This is a genomic window from Streptomyces sp. NBC_01808, assembly GCF_035917395.1.
Classification (GTDB): Bacteria; Actinomycetota; Actinomycetes; order Streptomycetales; family Streptomycetaceae; genus Streptomyces.
The window spans coordinates 7,612,084-7,634,318 of the sequence record NZ_CP109072.1; the positions used below are offsets into that span (position 1 = coordinate 7,612,084).

Consider the following 22,235-nt stretch of genomic DNA (forward strand, 5'->3'; position numbering starts at 1 on the left):
TGACGGATCCGCCGGCGATGCCGGCGGCGCCGGCCTGAAGACGGGCGCCCCGGCCCGCCCCGCCCGGGAGGATCCGGGCGGGGCGGGCCCCGCGCGTCAGCGTCCTTCCGCGGCGGAGAAGACGAACGTGAACGCCGCCGGGCGCGCCGCCAGTTCGTACTGCGGCAGCACGCCGGGACCGCAGGACGCCGAGCCGATGCCGTGGCGGGCGTGGTCGAGTGTCACGTGCACCCGGTCGCCCGGTACCAGGTCGGGGCGGTGCGTCGCGGCGTCCAGTTCCGCGGTGGTCCAGCGCCTGGCCGTCAGCGCGAACTCCGGCTCGCCCTCGACCCGCAGCCCCGCACCGGCCCCGGCGCCCGTCAGCTCCGCCCAGCGCACCCGGGCCCGCGCGCCGTTCTCCTGCGGGCGCACGTACGGCGTCTGCAACTCGTCGACGCTCGCCGACCAGCGCCCCAGCAGCGCCGCCGTGCCCGTGTCCGGGTACGCCTCGCCGGGACCGCCGCCGTACCAGCGCACCGCGCCGTACGCGGCGGGAAGCGCGAAGCGGATCCCCAGCCGCGGCAGCGGCACCCGCCAGTCGCCCTCCGGCGTCACCGACACGGTCAGCGCCACCCGGTCCCCGTCCGCGGTCCAGCGGAACTCGGCGGCAAGGCCCAGGTCGGTGGCCGCCGGCGCCACCCGGGTACGGACCGTCAGCCCGCCGTCCGCGGTCTCCACCGCGTCCGTCCGGTGCCGCATCCGGTGCAGCCCCGCCTTGCGCCAGCGCCGCGCCAGCTCCGTCTCGGGCAGCCAGTCGGCGCCGAGGTCGTTGTCGGTCGGCGCCCGCCACACCTCCAGCCGCAGCCCCTCCACCGGCACCCCGGCCAGGGTCCGCGGCTCGCCCGTCCGCGCGTCGAATACCGCCGGGCCGAGCCTGATCAGCGCGTCGTCGCGTACGGGCGCCGCCCCCGCGGGCCGCGCGAGCGGCGGGCGCGGCGCGGCGGACCACTGCCCGCGCGCCACGACGTGCCCCGCCGGCGCCCACGCGGTGTCCGCGGCGAGCCGCGCGGTGACGGTCCACTGCGCCTCGCCCGCGGGCGGGGCGCCGGGCGCGGGCAGCTCGACCTTCGCGCTCTCGCCCGGCGCCAGCGGCGGCACCGCCACCGGCCCGCTCTCCGTCTCCGCGCCGTCCACGGCGTACGACCAGGAGAACGCGAGGTGGTCCAGGCCGGCGAAGTCGTGCAGGTTGGTGACGACGGCCTGCCCCGGGGAGTCCCCGGGACCGATGCGCACCGGCTGGATGACGTGGCCGAACTCGGTGAGCCCCGGCGACGGCGTGCGGTCCGGGAAGACCAGGCCGTCGCAGACGAAGGCGCCGTCGTGCAGCTCCTCGCCGAAGTCCCCGCCGTAGGCGAAGCCCAGCTCGGGGTGGGCGATGCCGTGGTCGATCCACTCCCAGACGAAGCCGCCCTGGCAGCGCTCGTACGTCTCGAACAGCCGCTGGTAGTCCGCCAGTCCGCCGGGGCCGTTGCCCATGGCGTGCGCGTACTCGCAGAGCACGAACGGCTGCGCCCGGCGGCGCGCGTCCAGCGCCGGTTCTTCGAGGGGGTCCTCGGTGCGCTCGCCGATGCGGCGGACCTCGTCGTGGTCGGCGTACATCCGGGAGTAGACGTCGGTGTCGCGGCTGGTCGGGTCGCCCTCGTAGTGCAGGAGCCGGCCGGGGTCACGGCCGCGGATCCAGTCGGCCATGGCGGTCAGTCCCGCGCCGGAGCCGCACTCGTTGCCCAGCGACCACATGATGACCGACGGATGGTTCTTGTCCCGCTCGACCATGCGCGCGGCGCGGTCCAGCAGCGCCGGGGTCCAGCGCTCGTCGTCGACGGGGTTGCCGCGCCAGCCGAGGGCGCCGAAGCCGTGCGTCTCCAGGTCGCACTCGTCGATCACCCACAGCCCCAGCTCGTCGCAGAGGTCGAGGAACGCGGGGTGCGGCGGGTAGTGGCTGGTGCGTACGGCGTTGACGTTGTGCCGCTTCATCAGCAGCACGTCCGCGCGCATCGTCGCCTCGTCGACGGCGCGGCCGTGCTCGGGGTGGAACTCGTGCCGGTTCACGCCGCGCAGCAGGATGCGGCGGCCGTTGACCCTGAGCACGCCGCCCTCGACGGCCACGGTGCGGAAGCCCACCCGCAGCGGGATCCGCTCCCCCGCGGTGGCCAGCTCGGCCGCGTACAGCCGCGGCAGCTCCGCGGTCCACGGCTCGGCCGGCACCGTGACGGACTCGCCGGTGGCGATGTCGACGCCCAGTTCCGGCAGGGTGACCCGGCCGCCGGGAGCGCAGTCCACGCGCAGGGTGCCGGTGCCGGTCACATGGTCGTACGAGGCGTGCACGAAGAAGTCGCGGACGGCGCCCGCGGGCCGGTGCAGCAGCGTGACGTCGCGGAAGATGCCGGGCAGCCACCACTGGTCCTGGTCCTCCAGGTACGAGCCGGCCGACCACTGGTGGACGCGGACGGCCAGCACGTTGCCCGCGGGGCGCAGCAGCGCGCCGACGGCGAACTCGTGCGGCAGCCGGGAGCCCTTGAACTCGCCCAGCTCCGTGCCGTTGAGCCAGACCCGCGCGTGCGAGTCCACCCCGTCGAAGCGCAGCACGGCCTCGTCCGCGGGCAGCGGGGCGGCGGGCCAGCCGCCGGGCAGGTCGAAGGTGTGCAGGTGGTCGCCGGTCGGGTTCCCGTCCGGCACCCGCGGCGGGTCGACCGGGAAGGGGTACGGGGTGTTGGTGTACGCGGGCGTGCCGTGCCGGCCGCCGCCCTGGAGCACCCAGTGCCCGGGGACGGCGATCTCGTCCCAGCCGGAGGTGTCGTGGCCGGGTTCCGCGAAGGACGTGTCGTGGGTGGTGGCGGTGGGGGAGAGCCGGAAGCGCCAGGCCCCGTTCAGCGGCAGCCGGGCGGCGTCGGAGCGGGCGTACCACGCGCGCGGCGGCAGGGTGCCGGTGCCGGGTGCGGGGTCTTCGTGGGCGGGGAGAGCCGGATCGTGCATGAGATCCATCTGATCCCGCCGGGGGGCGCGGCACAACAGACGCCGCGCGCAGAGCCATTGGACTTTTCGGACACCGGTTGGACTTCTGTGCCGCCCCGGCCGCTCGCCGTGGGGGACGAGCGGCCGGGGCGCGTCGGTCAGCGGCCCTGGAGCGACTTGACGTTGTCGCCGAAGGACCAGCCGCGCGCGCCGTCCCAGTTGATCGACCAGGTCATCAGGCCCTTGAGGGCGCCGCCGAAGTGGCTCCACGCCTGCGACACCAGCCCCGGCGTCATGTGGCCGCCGCCCGCGCCGGGCTGCGCGGGCAGGCCGGGGGCCTGCTTGCGGCACAAGGTAAGTTGGTCCAGACCTTTCGCCAAGAGGTCTGGACCAAAGGTCGCGGGGTGGGCCACGGGGAAGCTGTTCGTGCCGCGTTCACCTGCGAGTTCGCAGCGTTGCCTAGCGTGCCGCCCATGCCCACCCTGTACGACGCGGGAGTCCCCGCAGCCCCGGACGTCCCCGAAGTCCCCGCCGCCGCGGCCGGATCGGCCGCTTCCGCCGGGCCCCTGACCGCGCCGTCGCGCCGCCGGGTGCTGCGCGGGCTCACCGCGACGGCCGGCGCCGCCGGGCTCGCCGCGCTCGGCGCCGGTCCCGCGCCGGCCGCGGGCGGCCGCGGGGGCCCCGGGCGCCCGTTGCGGGTGCTCGTCGCGACGAACGAGCCGTGGGGTACGTACCACGTCAAGCCGCTGCTCGCGGAGGCCGCGCGGCGCGGCGTGCGGATCACCCAACTCGTCCCCGACACCTCGGGGGTCCAGCCCGGCGACCCCGTGCCCGTCACCACGCCGCAGGCCGCGCCGCGCGCCGATCTGCTGGTCGTCACCGGCGCCGGTGACTGGCCGCTGGAGTGCGTCGCGCGCTTCCCGCGGCTGCCGGTGGCGGCCGGCTCGCTGGCCTACCTCGGGCCCCAGCAGGCCCCGGGCGCAGGGCTGCTGCGGCCCCGGCTGCGCGCCGTCACCTCCTCCTCGCCGGCCGAGGCGCGTGCGTTCGGGAGCTACCTGGGCGTCCGGCGCCGGATCCGGGCGGTCGGCTCGCCGCAGACCGACACGCTGCCGGAGCACCGTCCTGAGCCCGGCCTCGTACTCGTCCTGACCAGCGTCACGCACCCCGACGGCACCGGCGGCGCCGCGCCCGGCACCGAACTGCTGCTCGCGGCGGCCGAGAAGCTGCGGGCCGCGGGCAAGCGGATCCTGGTCGGCCTGCACCCGCGCGAGAACCCCAAGCTGTGGGACGCGTACGAGATCAGCGACGTGCCGTCGCTCCAGGCGTCGGCGCGGGCGGAGGCGGCGGTCGGCATCCCGGGCACGGTCTTCCCGCTGGTCGCGGCGGTCGGCGTGCCGCTGGTCGGCGTCACCGGCGCCGGGCTGACGGTGCCGGACTACCTGCTGGCTGTGTGCTCCTCGACCATCGACGACCCGGCGGAGGCGGTGCCGGCCGTCACCTCCGCGCGGCTGCCCGCACCGGACGTCCTCGCCGACGCCGTCGGCCCGATCGGCGGCTCGGCCGCCCGCCTGCTGGACGTCTGGCGGCACACCGCCCATCCGGGCCACCCGCACGACAAGCGCTGACCCGGATCCCGGGGTGCCCTCTTCACCGCCGGCCGCCCGGAGGGCACCCCGCGTACCGGGTCGCGTTCCCATCCCGTAGCCTCTGTGGCCCCGAGCCCGCGGCGCCCGCCGCGGTGCAGGAATCTGCCCGGCGGCCCGACCACCCGCCGGGGCGCCGGGAGGTGGGCCCATGACCGTCGCCGACGCCGACGAGGCCGCACCCGTGTCCGGTACGGGACCCGTCCTCTCCCTCGGTGCCGTCGAGAAGCAGTTCCCCGACGGCACCCGCGCGCTCGACCCCGTCGACCTCGACGTCGGCGCCGGCGAGTTCGTGTCCATCGTCGGCCCCTCCGGCTGCGGCAAGACCACCCTGCTGCGCATCGCCGCCGGCCTCGTCGAGCCCACCGCCGGCGCCGTGGCCGCCCGCGCCGACCGCCTCGGCTACGTCTTCCAGGACCCGACGCTGCTGCCCTGGCGCTCGGTGCGCACGAACGTCGAGCTCTTCGGCGAACTGCGCGGCGTCCCGCGCGCCGAGCGGCGCCAGCGTGCCGACGCCGCGCTGGAGCTGGTCGGCCTCACCGACTTCGCCGGCCACCGGCCCCGAGCGCTGTCGGGCGGCATGCGCATGCGCGTCTCCCTGGCCCGCTCCCTCACGCTGCGGCCGGAGCTGTTCCTGCTGGACGAGCCGTTCGGCACCCTGGACGAGATCACCCGCGAGCGGCTGGACGACGACCTGCTGCGGCTCTTCGCCGCCGAGCGGTTCGCGGCCGTCTTCGTCACGCACTCCGTGCTGGAGGCGGTCTACCTGTCCACCAGGGTCCTGGTGATGTCCCCCCGGCCGGGGCGCGTCTGCGGCGAGTTCGCCGTCCCGTTCGGCTATCCGCGGACCGAGAGCCTGCGCTACGACCCCGAGCTGAACCGCATCGCGGCCGAGGTGTCCGCCTGCATGCGCGCCTCCGCCCGCTGAGCACCGTACGAAGAACCGATCGGCCCCCGACCCCCACCGGAGGAACCCCCGATGCGCCTGAAGAGTCACCTGCGCTCCTTAGCCGTGCCCCTCGTCGCCGGCGTGCTGCTGACCACCGCCGCCTGCGGAGACGACGGGGATGACGACGCCGGCGGCAAGGAGCCGTCGCCCGCGGCGAAGAGCGGCGCGGGCTCCCTGGCCGGTGTGTGCCCCGAGACCGTGACCGTGCAGACGTCGTGGCTGCCGAACGCCACCGCCTTCGGCCCGCTGTACGCGCTCCTCGGCGACGAACCCGAGGTGGACGCGGACCGCAAACGGGCCACCGCACCGCTGGTCGCAGGCGGCAAGGACACCGGCATCTCGCTCGAACTGCGCGCCGGCGGCCCGGCGATCGGCTTCGCCGCCACCTCCGCGCAGATGTACACGGACGAGGACATCGACCTCGGCGTGGTCGGCGGCTTCGACGAGATCGTCCAGCTCTCGGCCACCCAGCCCACCACCGCGGTGCTGGCGCTGCTGGAGAAGGACCCGACGATGATCTACTGGGACCCGGAGACCTACCCGGAGTTCGAGACCATCGAGGACGTCGGCAAGTCCGATACCACCGTGCTGTACTCCGGCGGCGACACGTACATGGAGTATCTGACCGGCACCGGGATCCTCAAGAAGGACCAGGTGGACGGCTCCTTCGACGGCTCGCCCGCGCGCTTCGTGGCCTCCGGCGGCAAGCTCGCCTCCTCCGGGTACGCGGCCGAGGACCCGTACATGTTCGAGAACGAGATCGACGACTGGATGAAGCCCGTCAAGGGCCAGCTCGTCTACGAGGCCGGCTACCCGATCTACGGGCCCTCCCTCGTCGTCCGCCCCGAGGCGAAGGCCGGACTGGCGCCCTGCCTGGAGAAGCTGATCCCGGTAATCCAGCAGTCGCAGGTCGACTACCTCCGCGACCCGGACGCGGCCATCGCCACCATCGTGGACATCGCCGAGCAGTACAAGGGCGGCGACGTGCTCACCGAGGGCATCGCGAAGTACGGGATCGGCGAGATGAAGAAGCTCGGGATCGCCTCGGACGACGCCGAGGGCGAGGACACCACCGTCGGGAACTTCGAGACCAGGCGGGTCCAGGAGATCATCGACATCGGCGAGCCGATCTTCGCCGAGCAGAAGAAGCCCGTGAAGGACGGTCTGAAGCCCGCGGACGTCGTGACCAACGAGTTCCTCGACACCGCCATCGGACACGGCGGATGACCGGCTGCCCGACCGCCGGGACCGCGCACCGCGGGCCCCGGCGGCGCGGTGGAGTACGCTGCCCTCCCGGCCCGCACCGCGGTGCGGGCCGGCACAGCCACGGCCGTACGCGGCCGACGCGGAGAGGAACATGAGCGACAACGGCATAGCCGACGGGCCCCACGGCACGTCGCCCCTGCCCGATCCCACGGCCCCCCACGCCTCCCGCACGTACGACTACCACCTCGGCGGCAGCGACAACCTCGGCCCGGACCGCGCGCTGGTGGACGAGGTCGAGGCCACCTTCATGCCGGACGTGAAGATGCGCGTACGCGCCCAGCGGCTCTTCCTGGAACGGGCCGTGCGCTACCTGGTCGGGGAGGCGGGCATCCGCCAGATCCTCGACATCGGCTGCGGCCTGCCGCAGCGGCGCATGCCCAACGTCCACGAGATCGCGCACGGCATCGCCCCCGACACCCGGATCGTCTACGTCGACTACAACCCCGTCGCCGTGGCGCACATGCAGGCCCTGCACACCGACGGGATCCTGACCGCCGCCTTCGCCGGCGACGTCCGGCGGCCCGAGCTGATCCTCACCCACCCGGACACCCGCGCCGTGCTGGACCTCGACCGGCCCGTGGCCGTGCTCATGGTCGGGCTGCTCCACTTCCTGCTCGACGAGGACGACCCGGCGGACCTGGTGGCACGCGTCCGCCGCGGGGTGGTCTCGGGGAGTTACCTCGCCGCGTCCCAGATATCCGCCGAACTCGACTCCCGGGTGAGCCGGCTCACCAAGGCGTGGGCGTGCGGCGCGACGCCGATGGTGGAGCGCAGCCGCGCCGAGCTGAAGCGGATCATCGACGGCTGGGAGCCGGTCGACCCCGGCGTGGTGGTCGCGCACCGCTGGCGCCCCCGGCACCCGGACCGTACCGAGGGAAACGCCTACACGCTGGTGGCCGTCAAGCCATGAACCTGCGCCCGTTGCTCCGGAGGCTGCCCGCCGTGCTGGTGGCCGGTATCGCCGTGGGCGTGTGGTACCTGATCAGCATGGTGGTGCTGGCCGAGGACCGGCGCTTCCTCTTCCCGCCGCCGCACGACGTGGTGCGGGTGGGGTTCCTCGACGGCGACAACCGGGCCGAACTCCTCGACGCCCTGCTGCTGTCCGCGCAGGTCGCCTCGCTCGGGCTGCTCATCTCGGCGGCCGGGGCGATCGCGATGGCGATCCTGATGAGCCAGGCCCGGTGGCTGGAACGTTCCCTCTTCCCGTACTTCGTCGTGCTGCAGGTGACGCCGATCCTCGCCCTGGTCCCGCTCTTCGGCTTCTGGTGGGGCTACGGGTTCTCCACCCGGGTGCTCGTCTGCGTCATCATCGCCTTCTTCCCCATCCTCACCAGCACGCTCTTCGGCATCCGCTCCGCCGACTCCTCGTACCACGACCTGTTCAGGCTCCAGAACGCGGGCCGGCTGACCCGGCTGTGGAAGCTCCAACTGCCCGCCGCGCTGCCGCACATCTTCACCGGGCTGCGGATCGCCGCCGGGATGTCCGTGGTCGGCGCCATCGTCGGCGACTTCTTCTTCCGCCAGGGGCAGCCCGGCATCGGGGTGCTCATCGACCTCTACCAGTCGCGGCTGCAGTCCGAGCAGTTGCTCGCGGCGGTGCTGGTCTCCTCGCTCTTCGGCGTGCTGGTCTTCTGGTTCTTCGGCTGGCTCGCCCGGATCGTCGTCGGGGGCTGGCACGAGTCGGTGGACGAACCGGGCGCGAAGAGCTGATCCCCTCCGGTACGCCGCCCGCTCGGCGCAACGGGTCCGTACGTCCGATCCGGTAGGCGAAAACCGGACGAAGGTTCGGGAAAGACGCCCCGGACGGGTATGATTCCGCGCTGGCGACGGGATGGTGAACCGACCGGCGGGGGAGGGGAGATGGCGGGGTCAGTACTACCGGTGGCCGGTGGGCGCCGGCTGCCCGGGGGCGGCGTGGACCCCGGCCGGGGCGGGCCCACGATCCGGCGGATCGTCCTCGGCTCCCGGCTGCGCAGGCTGCGCGTCAGGCGCGGCGTCGGACTCGACGCGGCGGCGCAGGCGATCCGGGCCTCGGTGCCCAAGATGAGCCGGCTGGAGCGCGGCCAGGGCGGCTGCAAGGAGCGCGACATCGCGGACCTGCTGACGCTCTACGCGGTCACCGACATCCGGGAGCGCGAAACGTACCTCGCGCTGGCCCGCGGCGCCAACACCCCCGGCTGGTGGCAGCAGTACGGCGATCTGACGCCGCGCTGGCTGGAAACGTACTTCGGGCTCGAAGAGGGCGCGACGCTCATCCGCGGCTACCAGTCGCACCGCGTGCCGGACCTGCTCCAGACCCCCGCCTACGCCGCCGCGCTCGCGCGGCTGACGTACCCCGACGACAGCGCCGGCGCCGTGGCCCGCCGCGTCGACCTGCTGGAGCGGCGCCAGCAGCTCCTCGCCAGGTCCGACCCGCCGCGCTGCTGGCAGCTCATCGACGAGGGCGCGCTGCGCCGCAGCGTGGGCGGCCCCGCGGTGATGCGCGAGCAGATACGCCATCTGATCCGGCTGCACAGCGCGGAGTTCCCGGAGATCGCGGTGCACGTCGTGCCGCTGCACACCTCCGCCGCGACGGTGCTGGCCGGCTCGGTGACGCTGCTGCGCTTCGCCGAGGCGGACCTGCCTGACATCGCGTACCTGGAACAGCTCACCGGCGCGCTCTACCTCGACGACGCCGACGACGTCGAGCGGCACCGCCTGGCCGTCGACCGGCTGGCGGCGCCGGCCACGGAGCTGACGAACACCGACACGTTCCTGCGGCAGCTCCTGCACGCCACCTGACGGGCCCCCGCCCGCACCTCCTTCGCAGCCCCCCGGACCCCGCGGCCCGCGGGGCTTTTCCCTGCTCCCGTACGGCAGTTCGGCCGGATTCGATCACCGTGCGCCACTGTGCTCCGAGCGCTCGGTGACCGCCGGATGAAATTTCATCTGTAAGTGCATCCGCAAGCACAGACGCAAGTACAGTACGCAAAAGATCAGTGGGAAGGAGCAGCCATGCAGGTCGAGAACGGTGTGCCCGCGGGCCGGCTGGGGAACGTCGAGTGGCGCAAGAGCCACCACAGCAACCCCAACGGCGAGTGCGTGGAGCTGGCCGGGCTGTCCGGCGGGGAGGTCGCGGTCCGCAACTCGCGGGACCCGCAGGGCCCCGCGCTGGTCTACGGGACCGCGGGTCTTGCCGCGTTCCTGCGGGCCGCCAAGGAAGGGGACTTCGACGACCTCGTCACCGGCCGCGGCACCGCCGGCGCCTGACCGGAGCGCCACGGAGGTGCGCGGCTACGTCACGGACTCGCCCGCCAGCGCCGCGACCCGGGCCGCGCTCTCGCAGCCGGAGGCGCGCAGTCGCCCGCGCGCCACGGCGTACGCGCGGCCCAGGACGGCGCGCTCCTGCACGGAGGCGCCGCGGCGCAGCGCGTTGAGGTGGACGCGCTCCCCGGCGGCGATGTGCCCGGCGGCGACGGTGCCCAGACGGTCCAGTGCGGCGTCGAACTCCGGCCCCGCGGGCTCGTCCAGGCGCAGCAGCGCCAGCAGGGCGCGTGCGACCGCCGCCGGGCCGTGGCCGGCGTCGTCGGGGCAGAGCGCGTATCCCGCCGAGCCGGCGCCGGAGCGCGCCGCCGCCCGGCCCGCCTCCACGTGCGCCACCAGCAGCCCCGCCAGCTCGTGCAGCACCGCGCGCCGGTCCGCCTCCTCGCTGCGCAGCGCGCTGAGCAGGTGCTCCACCCTGCGGTGGTCGGCCAGCACCAGGTCGACCACGTCGGCCCCCGACGGCGGCGGGCTCTCCGCAGGACGGGTCCAGCCGAACGTCAGGCCCACCGCGTGGCGCCAGTTGGCGTACTCCGCGGTCCTGCGGCTCTCCGGCATCCGCGGCAGCCACTCGGCCGCCCGGTGCCAGTTGCGCCGCAGCCCCTCCAGGTCCGGCCAGTAGCCGACCGCGAGCCCCGCCGCGTACGCCGCGCCCAGCGAGACCGTCTCCGCCATCATCGGCCGGACGACGGGCACGTCCAGGACGTCGGCGACGAACTGCATCAGCAGGTTGTCCGCCGTCATGCCCCCGTCGACGCGCAGGCCGGAGAGCGCCAGACCCGAGTCGGCGTTCATCGCGTCCACCACCTCCCGCGTCTGCCAGCCCGTCGCCTCCAGCACCGCCCGCGCCAGATGCCCCTTGGTGATGTACGAGGTGAGCCCGGCGATCACGCCCCGCGCCTCGCTGTGCCAGTGCGGCGCGAACAGCCCCGAGAACGCCGGCACGATGTAGCAGCCGCCGTTGTCGTCGACGGTCTGCGCCAGCGTCTCGATCTCCGGCGCGCTGCCGATCAGCTGCAGCCCGTCGCGGAACCACTGCACCAGCGACCCCGTCACCGCGATCGAGCCCTCCAGCGCGTACACCGCCGGCTCGTCCCCGATCTTGAAGCCGACGGTCGTCAGCAGCCCGTGCCGGGAGGCCGCCGGGGTCTCGCCGGTGTTGAGCAGCAGGAAACTGCCCGTGCCGTACGTGCACTTGGCCTCGCCGGGAGCGAAGCAGGTCTGGCCGAAGAGGGCCGCCTGCTGGTCGCCGAGGGCCGCGGCGATGCGGATGCCGGGGACGACGGTGGTGGTCGTGCCGTACGTCTGCGTGGAGGAGCGGATCTCCGGCAGCATCGCCTTCGGCACGCCGAAGAAGTCCAGCAGCTCGTCGTCCCACGACAGCGTGCGCAGGTTCATCAGCATCGTGCGGCTGGCGTTGGTGACGTCGGTGATGTGCAGCCCGCCCGCGGGCCCGCCGGTCAGGTTCCAGATCAGCCAGCTCTCCATCGTGCCGAACAGCACGTCACCGCGCTCCGCCCGCTCCCGGAGCCCGGGGGTGGAGTCCAGCAGCCAGCGGATCCGCGGCGCGGAGAAGTACGTGGCCAGCGGCAGCCCGCAGAGCGCGCGCACCCGGTCCGCGCGCGGGTCCCGGGCGAGCCGGTCGGCCAGCTCGTCGGTACGGGTGTCCTGCCAGACGACGGCGCGGGCGGCCGGGCGGCCGGTGTGCCGGTCCCACAGCACCGTCGTCTCCCGCTGGTTGGCGATGCCCAGCGCGACGACCTGGCCGGCGTCGGCGCCCGCCTCCGCCAGGGTCCGCGGCACGATCCGGCGCAGGTTCCGCCAGATCTCCACGGCGTCGTGCTCGACCCAGCCGGGCCGCGGGAAGTACTGCTTGTGCTCGCGCTGCACCACGGAGACCAGCCGGCCCTGGGCGTCGAAGAGGATGCACCGGGTGGACGTCGTGCCCTGGTCCACCGACATCACGTACCGCTGCACCACGCCGCCCCCGCTCCGTACCGGCTGCCCCGCCCGGACAGCCCGTCTCGTCTCCCCGGTCCCGCGCGGCCGTCACCGGCGGGACGCGCCCAGGTCCCGCGACACCGACCTGGCCGTGCCGAGCACCAGCCCCACCAGGTCCTCGCGCAGCATGCCGGAGCGCTCGCAGAGCCGCTCGGCCGGTCCCGAGATGCCGAGCGCGCCGACGACGAGACCGCCCGGGCCGCGCAGCGGCGCCGCGATCCCCGCCTCCTCCAGGCGCCGTTCGCCGTGCTCGCCGGCCCAGCCCGCCTCGCGCACCCGCCGCAGTTCCGCCAGGATCGCCGCGGGCGCGGTCAGCGTCCTGGGCGTGTACGCGGCCGGGGGCTCGCCGCCCGCCGCCGCCGGGGCGTTCACGTCGTACGCGAGCAGCACCTTGCCCAGCGCGGTCGCGTGCGCCGGCAGCGTCGCGGCCACGTCGAGGGTCTGCTGCGGGTCGCCGGGCCGGAAGACGTGGTGGACGACGAGGACCCGGCCGTCGGCCGGGACGCCGATGCGCACCGCCTCGCGGCTTCTGGCGGCCAGCCCGTCGGCCCAGTTCAGGGCGCGGGAGCGGAGCTCGTTGGCGTCGACGTGGCCGGAGCGGAGGTCGCGGAGCGTGTCGCCGATCCGGTACTTGCCGGTGCCGTGGTCCTGCTCGACGAACCCCACCTGCTGCAGTGTCCGCAGCAGCCCGTGCACCGTGCCCTTCGCCAGGCCCAGCGATCCGGCCAGCTCGCTGACTCCGAGGCGGCCGGAACCGCGCGCCAGCAAGTGCAGTATCGCCGCCGCGCGTTCAACCGACTGAACCGGACCTGGCACGCGCCGACCATAAGCCTCCGCGCCCCGCCGGTGAAAGCGGGGTGCAGCAGATTCGTTCGACAATGTCGGCAGGGCGTCGTTGACGGCGGGATTCCGCGCTGGTCATGTACTCACCACGGGCCGGGGTGCCGGCGCAGCGGCACGGTCCCGGCGACCGATGCGACGTTTCGGAGCAGGAGCAGACCGTGACCGACGATTTCAGCGCCCCCTCCCCGCAGCGCCCCGGCCCGTTCATTGCGGCTATCGATCAGGGGACGACTTCGAGCCGGTGCATCGTGTTCGACACCGATGGCCGGATCGTGTCGGTGGACCAGAAGGAACACCAGCAGATCTTCCCCAGGCCCGGCTGGGTCGAGCACAACGCCACCGAGATCTGGCGCAACGTCCAGCAAGTCGTCGACGGCGCCGTCGCCAAAGCCGGCATCACCCGCGCCGACGTCAAAGCCATCGGCATCACCAACCAACGCGAAACCACCCTGCTCTGGGACAAGAACACCGGCGAACCCGTCGCCAACGCCATCGTCTGGCAGGACACCCGCACCGCAGAACTCTGCCGCCAACTCGGCGGCACCGAAGGACAAGACCGCTTCCGCACCGCCACCGGCCTGCCCCTTGCCTCCTACTTCGCCGGCCCCAAAATCCGCTGGCTCCTCGACAACACCCCCGGCCTCCTCGCCCGCGCCCAGGCAGGCGACATCCTCTTCGGCACCATGGACTCCTGGGTCATCTGGAACCTCACCGGAGGCCCCGGCCGCGGCGTCCACGTCACCGACGTCACCAACGCCTCCCGCACCATGCTCATGAACCTCGAAACCCTCGACTGGGACCCCGGCATCTGCCAGGCCATGGGCATCCCCCAAGCCGTACTCCCCCAGATCCGCTCCTCCGCCGAGGTCTACGGCCACGCCGCCTCCGGCACCCTGACCGGCATCCCCGTCGCCTCCGCACTGGGCGACCAGCAAGCCGCACTCTTCGGACAGACCTGCTTCGCCCAGGGCGAAGCCAAATCCACCTACGGCACCGGCACCTTCCTGCTGATGAACACCGCCGGCGAACCCGTCCACTCCGAAAACGGCCTGCTCACCACCGTCGGCTACCGCATCGGCGACGAACCCGCCGTCTACGCCCTGGAAGGATCCATCGCCATCACCGGCGCGCTGGTGCAGTGGATGCGCGACCAGATGGGCATCATCTCCACCGCCGCCGAAATCGAAACCCTCGCCCTGAGCGTCGAAGACAACGGCGGCGCCTACTTCGTACCCGCCTTCTCCGGCCTGTTCGCCCCCTACTGGCGCGACGACGCCCGCGGCGTCATCGCCGGCCTCACCCGCTACGTCACCAAGGCACACCTCGCCCGGGCGGTGCTGGAAGCCACCGCGTGGCAGACCCGCGAGATCGTCGACGCGATGACCAAAGACTCCGGGGTCGAGCTGACCTCCCTGAAGGTCGACGGCGGCATGACCGCCAACAACCTCCTCATGCAAACCCTCGCCGACGTCCTCGACGCCCCCGTCGTCCGCCCCCTGGTCGCCGAGACCACCTGCCTGGGAGCCGCCTACGCGGCCGGACTCGCCGTCGGCTACTGGCCCGACACCGACGCCCTGCGCGCCAACTGGCGCCGCGCCGCCGAATGGACCCCCCGCATGGACACCGAAACCCGCGACCGCGAATACAACAACTGGCTCAAAGCAGTCCAGCGCACCATGGGCTGGACCGAGGATACCCGGGCCCCGGACCTGCCGTGACCTCGGCGCCGTGCCGAAAGTGCGTACTCCCGGCACTGGTGCGCGGCGCGTACTATCGGCCACGGCGGCACCCCCTTCCTCCCGCCGACCATGGTTCGCGAGACGAGGGAGACCGAGCACATGCCGCAGCCGGACGCCGCCCCACCCGCCGACCGGACGACGGACGGTCCGACCACCTCGGCCCGCTGGACGTTCATCCGCACCGAGAGCGGCAGCGCCACCTTCCTCGTCGCCGCCGCCGTCATCGCCCTCGTCTGGGCGAATGCCGCACCCGGCAGCTACGCGGACTTCTGGCACACCCACCTGTCCGTCGAACTGGGCGACCGCAGTCTCGGCATGGACCTGCGCGAGTGGGTCAACACCGGGTTGATGACGCTGTTCTTCCTGGTCGTCGGGTTGGAGGCGCGGCGCGAGTTCGACATGGGGGAGCTGCGGGAACGGCACCGGATGACGCTGCCGTTCGTCGCCGGCGTCGCCGGGATGCTCGTACCGGTGCTCATCTACCTGAGCATCAACGCCGGCGACTCCTCCGCCTCCGGCTGGGGTGTCGCGATGTCCACCGACACCGCCTTCGCCCTCGGCGTGCTGGCCCTCCTCGGCAAGCGGTTCCCGCGGCGGCTGTACACCTTCGTCCTCACCATCACCGTCGTCGACGACTTCGTCGCCCTGGCCGTCATCGCCTTCGTGTACAGCAGCTCCGTGACGTGGCCCGCGCTGCTCGCCGGCGTGGTGTTCTTCGCGGCGATCGTGGTCCTGCGCACCGCCGGCAGCAGGCGCGGCGCCGTCTACGCGCTGCTCGGCGTCGCCATGTGGGTCGCCTTCGTGGAGTCCGGCATCGACCCGGTCGTCGTCGGGCTGCTCATCGGGCTCGCCACGTACGCCTACCCCGCGCCGCGCAGCGAGCTGGAGCGGGCCAGCGGGCTGTTCCGCTCGTTCCGGGAGCAGCCCACCTCGGAGCTGGAGCGGGAGGCGCGGCAGGGCATCGCCTCGGCGATCTCCCCGAACGAGCGGCTGCAGCGGATCTACCACCCGTGGAGCAGCTATCTGATCGTGCCGCTGTTCGCCCTGGCCAACACCGGCATCCAGCTCGGCGGCGAGCTGCTGTCACGCGCATTCACCTCGCCCGTGACGCTGGGCATCCTGGCGGCGTACGTGCTGGGCAAGCCGCTGGGCATCCTCGGCGCCACCGCGATGACGGCGCGGCTGAGCCGCGGCCGGACGCGCCCGCCGGTCGGCTGGGCGGCGGTCGCCGGCGGGGGCACGATCGCCGGCGTCGGGTTCACGGTCGCGCTGCTGATCGCCACGAAGGCGTTCCACGGTGAGCAGCTCGCCCAGGCGAAGATCGGGATCCTCACCGCCGTCGTCTGCTCGGGCGCCGTGACCGCGCTCGTCGCCTTCGCCACCGCCCGGCTGCCGAAGCCGCGGCGCATCCGCGCGCTCCTGGGCACCACGCCCGTCGTCGTGGACCTCGCCGTGCCCGTCGACCACGAGCGCGACCACATCCGCGGCCCGCGGGAGGCGCCCGTCACGGTCGTCGAGTACGGCGACTTCGAGTGCCCGTACTGCGGCAGGGCCGAGCCCGTCGTACGCGAACTCCTCGCCGACTTCGGCGACGTCCGCTACGTCTGGCGGCATCTGCCGCTCACCGACGTGCACCCGCGGGCCCAGCTCGCCGCCGAGGCCGCGGAGGCGGCGGCCGAGCAGGACGCGTTCTGGCCCATGCACGACCGGCTCCTCGCCGCACAGGACCGGCTGACGCCGCGGGACCTGCTGGAGCACGCGGCGGACCTGGGGCTGGATGTCGAGCGGTTCCGCCGGTCCCTGTACGCCGGCAGCGGCGCGGGCCGGGTCACGGCGGACACCGAGTCCGCGGACCTCAGCGGGGTCGCGGGCACGCCGACGTTCTTCGTCAACGGGCGTCGCCACCACGGCGCGTACGACATCGCCAGTCTCTCGGCCGCGGTACGGGTCGCGCGGGCGCGGGCGATGCTGGCGGAGGAGGACGCGGAGGACGCGGAGTGACCGCCGGGCGCTGAGCGCCGCGGCGACCGGCCGGTCAGCGTCGCCGCGCCCCGCCGGTGGGCCGGCCGCGGGTCGGCTCGGTGCGGGACGCGGAAGTGGGGGGACCGGAGGCGGCGGGCGTCAGGTTCCGCCGCCCCCGGAGACTGCGGTGAGCAGCGCCAGCGGCGTGGCAGCCGCCCACGCCTGCGGGGAGCAGGCGTGTGGATACGGTACGGGTGCCGGGTGGTCGCTGCGTGCGTAACCGGCCAGCACCTCCGGCAGCCGCCAGCCGTGCGACTCCGCGGTGGCCAGCAGCCCCCGGGTCAGCGCGCGGACCTCGGCGCCGAGCCCGTAGCGGGCCAGGCCGAGGGCGATGACGGCGTTGTCATGCGGCCAGCAGCTCCCGCGATGGTACGACAGCGGGTGGTACGGCCGTTGACCGGCCGCCAGCGTGCGCACGGCCCAGCCGGAGAAGAAGTCGCCGGTGAGCAGCCGCCGCCCGGTGCGCTCCCCGCGTTCCCGGTCCAGGATCCCGGACCACAGCAGGTGGCCGGCGTCCGAGGCGAGCGCGTCCACCTGCCGACCGCGGCCGTCGAGCGCGAGCGCCGGGAAGTCCTGGGCGGGCAGCCAGAAGTCGCGGTGGAAGCGGTCGCGCAGCCCGGCGGCGAGGGCGTCGAGACGGTCGGCGTACGGGGCGTCGCCCCAGACGCCGCGGGCGAGCCGCGCGGTGCGGACGAGGGCGTCGTACGCGTAGCCCTGCGCCTCCGCGACGGCGACGGGCCCCTCGGCCTGGGTGCCGTCCGCGAAGCAGATCGCGCCCGCGGAGTCCTTCCAGTTCTGGTTGACGAGACCGCCGGGATCGGGCGTGTAGACCAGCCAGCCCCGCTCGGCCAGCCCGCCGTCGCCCAGCATCCACTCCGCGGCGGCCCGCGCCTGCGGCTCCAGCCGCGCGGCGAGTGCGGTGTCGTCGGTGGCCTCGGCGTACGCCTGGAGCAGCACGAGGAAGAGGGGGGTGACGTCGACGGAGCCGTAGTAACGCCCGTACGGCACCTGCCGGAAGGCGGCCAGCTCCCCGTGGCGCACCTCGTGCGCGATGCGGCCCGGCTGCTCGGCGGAGAAGGCGTCGTGCCGGGTGCCCTGGGTGGCGGCGAGCGCCAGGAGGGTGTCGCGGGCGAGGGCGGGACGGTAGGGCAGCGCGAAGAGGGAGGTCAGCACCGAGTCGCGGCCGAAGAGCGTGAGGAACCACGGAATCCCCGCGCCCGGCACGGAGAGCGCTTCGCCGCGGGGCCCGGCGGCGGGCACGCGCAGCAGCGCGAGGTCGGCGAGCCCGTGCGTGCAGGCGGCGTGGAGCGCGGCGCGCTCGGCGGGGGAGAGGGGGGCGGTGTCCGCTTCCGCCGGCGGGTGGGTGAACGCGTCGACTTCGGCGCGGAGTTCGGCGGCGGCCCGTGCCGGGGTCGCGGTGTCCGCGACGGCGGGTGCGCCGTGCGGGCGGGCTTCGACGCGCAGTGCCAGTTCCGCGGTGCCGTGCGGCGGGAGGGTCAGCGTCCACCCGAGCCGCCGGGCGGTGCCGGCGCCGTCCCCGGGACGGTCCTCCGGCGTCACCTCGTCCGGCGGCGGGTCGCACCTCACCGTCGTACGGGACAGCCACCCCTCGCCGCGGCGGTACGTGAACTCCACGCCGTCCGGCCGCTCCCGGGCCTCGGGGGCAGCCTCCGGCGGGCGGGCGTACGTGCGGCCGTCCGACCGCAGCTCGAACTGGTCCGCGAAGTCCGCGTCCGCCAGCAGCTCCAGCCGGGCCGTCACCCGGTCCGGGCTGTTGCTGACCAGGCGGAGGTGTTCCAGCAGGAGGCCCGAGGCGACGGCCTGTTCGCGGAAGACCGTGTACGGGGCCGGGGCGTCGCGGACGGCCGGCGGGGTGAGGACGCTCGTGGCCGGGATCCAGCCGTCGCGGGCCGGGGTGAGGACCGCCGGTTCCGCGCCGTCGACCGTCAGCAGCCAGCGGCTCAGGTGCCGGGCGTCGTGGCGGAACAGCCCGTCCGGTGCCGTGCCGCGGCGGCCCGTGACGCCGCCGCCCCGGGTGAGCACCGCGAACGTACCGGCGCGCGCGAGCAGCACCCGGCCGTCGCTCATCGCGCGCCCGCCCCCGGCCACTCCCCGCCGGACGACGCCAGGTCCAGCGCCAGCGCCGCCGTCCAACTGAAGCCCCGCGCGCCCCGGCCCGCGCCCGTCAGCGGGTCCACGTACTCCGCGAACCCCGACTCGGCCGCCCCGGAGAGCACCGCGTGCCGCAGCGCGTCCGCCGTCGCGGCGGCGCCGTGCCCGCGCAGGCCGCGCTCCAGCAGCCAGGCGGTGTTGAACCACGCCGGGCCGCGCCAGTACCGGGTGCGGTCGAACGCCCGGCCCTCCAGGTCGTACGACGCGACCAGCGGCAGCTCCCCGAGGCGGAAGTGCGCGCCCGCCAGGGTGTCCCGCAGCGTCCGCGCCACCGCGGGCGGCAGTCCCGAGGCGAGCAGCGGGGTCAGTCCGGCGACGCTGTACTCCTCGACGGCCCGGTCCGCCCGCAGGTCGCGGCTGCGGAAGATGCCCGCCTCCGCGTCCCACAGCCGGGCCACCAGCGCCTCCGTCAGCCGCGCGGCCCGCTCCCGGTGGCCGCCCGGGTCGGTGCCCAGCTCCGCCGCGATCTCCGCCATCGCCTCCTCCGAGGCGATCAGCAGCGCGTTCACGCACGGGTCCTCGACGGCGAAGCCGTGCCGCACCCCCGCGTCCGCGTAGCCCGCGTCGCGGTAGTCGGCGGCGAGCCGCACGTACCGCCCGTAGTCGAGGTCGGTCGGCCGGTCCGCCGGATCGCCGTGGTCGAGGTCCGCGCGGCGGAACGACGCCGCCGGGGCCGGCTCGATCCGGGCCAGCGGGCCGTCCCAGCAGGGGCTGTTGTCCATCCCGGACTCCCAGGGGTGGACGATCGCGGCCAGCCCGGCGCCGCCCAGGTCGCGGTCCTCGGCGAGGTAGCGGTGCCAGGCGAGCAGCCGCGGGTACACGCGCGCCAGGAAGCCGCGGCGCGCGGAGGCCGCCGGGTCCGCCCGGTGCACCAGCAGCGCCGCGAGCGCGTGCACCGGCGGCTGCACGATGCCGGAGGTCTGGGTGTGCGCCGGGGCGCCGGCCCGGGCCCCCGCGCCCGGACCGGCGGCCCCGCCCCCGCCGCCGGCGGGGGAGCCCGCCGAGCGCCAGAAGTCGGGGCCGGGGAAGTAAGCGGCGTGCGGCACGGCCGGGTTGAAGACGATGTGCGGGATACGGCCGTCGCCCCACTGGGCGCCGAGCAGCATCTCCAGCTCCCGCTGCGCCCGCCGCGGCGACAGGTGCCGCAGCCCGATCGCGACGAACGCCGAGTCCCAGCTCCACTGGTGCGGGTACAGCGTGCGCGACGGGACGGTGGAGGTCCCCGTCCAGTTGCCCAGCAGCACCGCCGCCGCGGCCCGCCACGGGTCGTCCGCGCGTACGGGCCCGGACCCCCCGGCGCCGGGCCCGTCGCCGGGCGCCGCCGTCAGCGCCGTCGCGCCCCGCCCCTCCGCGGGCGCCGCCGTCATGCGCCGGCCCTGCGCAGGAACCCGGGCACGGCGGCGACGGCCGCCGCCGGGTCGCCGGTCAGCCGGCACTCGGCGGCGAGCCAGCCGGTGTAGCCGGCGGCGCGGAGCGCGCCGAGCCAGGCGGGCCAGTCGAGATGGCCGGCCCCCGGCTGGAAGCGGTTGGAGTCGGAGACCTGCGCGTGCCCGATCCAGGGGGCGTTGTCGAGGATCGCGGCGGCGGGGTCGGCCTCCTCGATGTTCATGTGGTAGCTGTCGATGCCGATCCGCACGCTGTCCAGGCCGGCGGCACGGATGAGTTCCGTGGCCTGTGCCAGCCGGTTGACCATGTGGTCCTCGTAGCGGTTCAGCGGCTCCAGGAAGAGAACGACGCCCTCGCGGCGCGCGTGCTCGCCCAGTTCGGCCAGCCCGTCGAGCAGCACGGCGCGGTCGCCCGCCTCGTCGCGCGGCGGGGTGAAGGGCGGCAGCCGGCGGGAGAACATCCCGTACGACGCAGGGGTCTGCGCGCCGACGCCGCCGATCTCGGCGATCACCGAGAGCTGCGACTTCATCTGCGCCACCGCGTCGCGGCGCCGCCCGGCGTCGAAGTCGCCGAAGAAGTGCAGCATGTCGACGCAGACGGTGGGCATGACGACGCCGTCGGCGAGCGCGCGCCTCAGCTCGGGCAGCCGGGCGGCGAACCGCAGGTCGCCCTGGGCGCGCAGCTCGATGCCGTCGTAGCCGGCGGCCTGCGCGAACTCCCACTTCTGCTGGAGGGTGTCGCCGGGCAGCAGTTGTTCCTGGGCCGCGAGGGAGAACATGGCGGGGCGGTCGGCCTTTCTGCCGGGGGGTGTGCGCGGGTGCGCGGAGCGGGGTGCGGGGTCGGGCACGGCGGTCTCAGAACTCCAGGACGACCTGGAGGGCGGCTTCGGGCCGCTCGTCGAGCAGGGCGTACGCGTCCGCGGCCTCCGCCGCCGGCACCACGTGGCTGACCAGCGGCAGCACCTCGACGCGGCCGTCGGCGACGAGCCGCAGGAACGTCTGCTGCAGCCGCTGCTGGTCCCACCGCCCGGCCAGCTCCGGCGGGACGCCGCCGATCTGGGAGCAGACGAGCCTGACCCGGTTGTGGTGGAACTCGTCGCCGAGCCGCAGCCCGACCGCGTCGCCCTGGTAGAAGCCGGCGGCCACCACCCGGCCGTCGACGACGACGGAGCGGAGCGCCTCGTGCAGCGCCGCGTACGCGCCGCTGATCTCGATGGCGACATCCGCGCCCCGCCCCTCGGTCGCCGCCCGTATTCCCTCGGCGACGGCGTCGGTGCGGGCGTTGAGCGTACGGGCCGCGCCGTGCTCGGCGGCCCGCTCCAGCCGGGTGCCGAGGGCGTCCACGGCGGTCACGCTGCCGCCGTTGAGCGCGGCGAGCCGGGTGGCGAGCAGCCCGATGACGCCCTGCCCGAAGACGGCGACGTCCTCGCCGACATGGATGCCGGCGGCGAGGACCGCGTTGTATGCGATCGCTCCGACCCTGGCGAAGGACCCGGCGAGCGGGTCGAGCCCGGCGGGCAGCGTGTGCCCTGCCATCCGCTCGGCGGGGACGACGCCCTCGCTGCGGTGGCCCCAGATGCCCCAGACCAGGTCGCCCAGCGCGGGCAGGCCGGGGGTGCCGGCGAGTTCGGGGGAGACCTCGGTGACCTCGCCGACCTCGGAGTAGCCCCAGCCGGCGACCGGATACGAAAGCCCCGCCGCGTCCTCGCGGAACAGCCGGGCCGCCGGGTCCCAGGAGCGGGTCAGATACGGGTTCGTACCCCGGTAGGCGGTGAGTTCGGTACCGGCGGAGATACCGGAGTACCGGGTACGGACCCGCAGGTGGCCTGGCGGGAGCGGGGCGCTCTCGTGCTCGGCGACCTCGACCTGACGGGGGGCGGTGAACTGGACGACGCGTTCCACGGTGGGTGCTCCGGTGGGGCTG

16 protein-coding genes and 1 pseudogene are annotated in these 22,235 nt (G+C 74.5%); 9 read left to right on the forward strand and 8 right to left on the reverse strand.

Features of this window, described 5'->3' with window-relative positions:
* Nucleotides 1-96: 96 nt before the first annotated feature.
* Both OG946_RS33440 and OG946_RS33445 read right to left on the reverse strand, forming a co-directional pair.
* Nucleotides 97-3,021: a glycoside hydrolase family 2 TIM barrel-domain containing protein gene (locus OG946_RS33440; RefSeq protein WP_326799683.1), complete on the reverse strand. Its 2,925-nt coding sequence runs from the start codon at nucleotides 3,019-3,021 to the stop codon at nucleotides 97-99.
* Nucleotides 3,022-3,149: 128 nt separating this feature from the next.
* Nucleotides 3,150-3,335, reverse strand: a pseudogene (locus OG946_RS33445) (chitinase); the annotation flags it as partial.
* A gap of 129 nt (nucleotides 3,336-3,464) precedes the next feature.
* On the opposite strand from OG946_RS33445, the gene OG946_RS33450 reads away from it, so the two are divergent.
* From OG946_RS33450 to OG946_RS33480, 7 genes are all read left to right on the forward strand, one after another.
* A complete protein-coding gene (locus tag OG946_RS33450) occupies nucleotides 3,465-4,616 on the forward strand; it encodes a hypothetical protein (RefSeq protein WP_326799684.1) in 1,152 nt (383 codons plus the stop codon).
* A 169-nt stretch (nucleotides 4,617-4,785) separates the two neighbouring features.
* Nucleotides 4,786-5,562: an ABC transporter ATP-binding protein gene (locus OG946_RS33455; RefSeq protein WP_326799685.1), complete on the forward strand. Its 777-nt coding sequence runs from the start codon at nucleotides 4,786-4,788 to the stop codon at nucleotides 5,560-5,562.
* A 51-nt stretch (nucleotides 5,563-5,613) separates the two neighbouring features.
* A complete protein-coding gene (locus tag OG946_RS33460; protein WP_326799686.1) occupies nucleotides 5,614-6,810 on the forward strand; it encodes a hypothetical protein in 1,197 nt (398 codons plus the stop codon).
* 130 nt (nucleotides 6,811-6,940) lie between these two features.
* On the forward strand, nucleotides 6,941-7,759 hold the full coding sequence (locus OG946_RS33465) for an SAM-dependent methyltransferase (protein ID WP_326799687.1): 819 nt from the start codon (nucleotides 6,941-6,943) through the stop codon (nucleotides 7,757-7,759).
* 11 nt (nucleotides 7,760-7,770) lie between these two features.
* The gene (locus OG946_RS33470; RefSeq protein WP_326799688.1) at nucleotides 7,771-8,559 is read left to right on the forward strand and encodes an ABC transporter permease; all 789 of its coding nucleotides are present in this window, start codon (nucleotides 7,771-7,773) and stop codon (nucleotides 8,557-8,559) included.
* Between the two features lie 171 nt (nucleotides 8,560-8,730).
* Complete coding sequence (locus OG946_RS33475; RefSeq protein ID WP_326800442.1) at nucleotides 8,731-9,630, forward strand: DUF5753 domain-containing protein; 900 nt, start codon at nucleotides 8,731-8,733, stop codon at nucleotides 9,628-9,630.
* A gap of 213 nt (nucleotides 9,631-9,843) precedes the next feature.
* Nucleotides 9,844-10,098, forward strand: a complete 255-nt coding sequence (locus OG946_RS33480) for a DUF397 domain-containing protein (RefSeq protein ID WP_326799689.1) — start codon at nucleotides 9,844-9,846, stop codon at nucleotides 10,096-10,098.
* Between the two features lie 24 nt (nucleotides 10,099-10,122).
* Here OG946_RS33480 and glpK (OG946_RS33485) read toward each other — a convergent pair whose 3' ends face one another.
* Both glpK (OG946_RS33485) and OG946_RS33490 read right to left on the reverse strand, forming a co-directional pair.
* The gene (gene glpK, locus OG946_RS33485) at nucleotides 10,123-12,129 is read right to left on the reverse strand and encodes a glycerol kinase GlpK (RefSeq protein WP_326799690.1); all 2,007 of its coding nucleotides are present in this window, start codon (nucleotides 12,127-12,129) and stop codon (nucleotides 10,123-10,125) included.
* A gap of 69 nt (nucleotides 12,130-12,198) precedes the next feature.
* Nucleotides 12,199-12,966: an IclR family transcriptional regulator gene (locus OG946_RS33490; RefSeq protein ID WP_326799691.1), complete on the reverse strand. Its 768-nt coding sequence runs from the start codon at nucleotides 12,964-12,966 to the stop codon at nucleotides 12,199-12,201.
* A 104-nt stretch (nucleotides 12,967-13,070) separates the two neighbouring features.
* On the opposite strand from OG946_RS33490, the gene glpK (OG946_RS33495) reads away from it, so the two are divergent.
* Entirely contained in the window at nucleotides 13,071-14,711 is a 1,641-nt protein-coding gene (gene glpK / locus OG946_RS33495; RefSeq protein ID WP_326799692.1) for a glycerol kinase GlpK, read from the forward strand.
* A gap of 120 nt (nucleotides 14,712-14,831) precedes the next feature.
* Entirely contained in the window at nucleotides 14,832-16,733 is a 1,902-nt protein-coding gene (gene nhaA, locus OG946_RS33500) for a Na+/H+ antiporter NhaA (protein WP_326799693.1), read from the forward strand.
* A gap of 120 nt (nucleotides 16,734-16,853) precedes the next feature.
* On the opposite strand, the gene OG946_RS33505 is transcribed toward nhaA, so the two are convergent.
* The 4 genes from OG946_RS33505 to OG946_RS33520 all read right to left on the reverse strand — a co-directional run bounded on the left by OG946_RS33505 (nucleotide 16,854) and on the right by OG946_RS33520 (nucleotide 22,213).
* Nucleotides 16,854-18,842 (reverse strand): amylo-alpha-1,6-glucosidase, encoded by a 1,989-nt coding sequence (locus tag OG946_RS33505; RefSeq protein ID WP_326799694.1) that lies wholly within the window; start codon nucleotides 18,840-18,842, stop codon nucleotides 16,854-16,856.
* Nucleotides 18,839-20,293 (reverse strand): MGH1-like glycoside hydrolase domain-containing protein, encoded by a 1,455-nt coding sequence (locus OG946_RS33510; protein ID WP_326799695.1) that lies wholly within the window; start codon nucleotides 20,291-20,293, stop codon nucleotides 18,839-18,841. Before OG946_RS33510 ends, OG946_RS33505 begins: the two co-directional genes overlap by 4 nt.
* Nucleotides 20,290-21,090 carry a sugar phosphate isomerase/epimerase family protein gene (locus OG946_RS33515; protein ID WP_326799696.1) on the reverse strand — a complete coding sequence of 267 codons (801 nt, stop codon included), beginning with the start codon at nucleotides 21,088-21,090 and terminating at the stop codon, nucleotides 20,290-20,292. The genes OG946_RS33510 and OG946_RS33515 overlap by 4 nt, the downstream gene beginning before the upstream one ends.
* Nucleotides 21,091-21,166: 76 nt before the next feature.
* On the reverse strand, nucleotides 21,167-22,213 hold the full coding sequence (locus tag OG946_RS33520) for a zinc-dependent alcohol dehydrogenase (protein WP_326799697.1): 1,047 nt from the start codon (nucleotides 22,211-22,213) through the stop codon (nucleotides 21,167-21,169).
* Nucleotides 22,214-22,235 lie beyond the last annotated feature (22 nt).

Bases quoted from the DNA above. Each gene is read 5' to 3' on its own strand.
- OG946_RS33510 (WP_326799695.1), bottom strand. From the start codon at position 20,293: ATGACGGCGGCGCCCGCGGAGGGGCGGGGCGCGACGGCGCTGACGGCG.
- nhaA (WP_326799693.1), top strand. From the start codon at position 14,832: ATGCCGCAGCCGGACGCCGCCCCACCCGCCGACCGGACGACGGACGGT.
- OG946_RS33465 (WP_326799687.1), top strand. From the start codon at position 6,941: ATGAGCGACAACGGCATAGCCGACGGGCCCCACGGCACGTCGCCCCTG.
- OG946_RS33455 (WP_326799685.1), top strand. From the start codon at position 4,786: ATGACCGTCGCCGACGCCGACGAGGCCGCACCCGTGTCCGGTACGGGA.
- OG946_RS33450 (WP_326799684.1), top strand. From the start codon at position 3,465: ATGCCCACCCTGTACGACGCGGGAGTCCCCGCAGCCCCGGACGTCCCC.
- glpK (WP_326799692.1), top strand. From the start codon at position 13,071: ATGTACTCACCACGGGCCGGGGTGCCGGCGCAGCGGCACGGTCCCGGC.
- OG946_RS33480 (WP_326799689.1), top strand. From the start codon at position 9,844: ATGCAGGTCGAGAACGGTGTGCCCGCGGGCCGGCTGGGGAACGTCGAG.
- OG946_RS33515 (WP_326799696.1), bottom strand. From the start codon at position 21,090: ATGTTCTCCCTCGCGGCCCAGGAACAACTGCTGCCCGGCGACACCCTC.
- OG946_RS33460 (WP_326799686.1), top strand. From the start codon at position 5,614: ATGCGCCTGAAGAGTCACCTGCGCTCCTTAGCCGTGCCCCTCGTCGCC.
- OG946_RS33505 (WP_326799694.1), bottom strand. From the start codon at position 18,842: ATGAGCGACGGCCGGGTGCTGCTCGCGCGCGCCGGTACGTTCGCGGTG.
- OG946_RS33440 (WP_326799683.1), bottom strand. From the start codon at position 3,021: ATGGATCTCATGCACGATCCGGCTCTCCCCGCCCACGAAGACCCCGCA.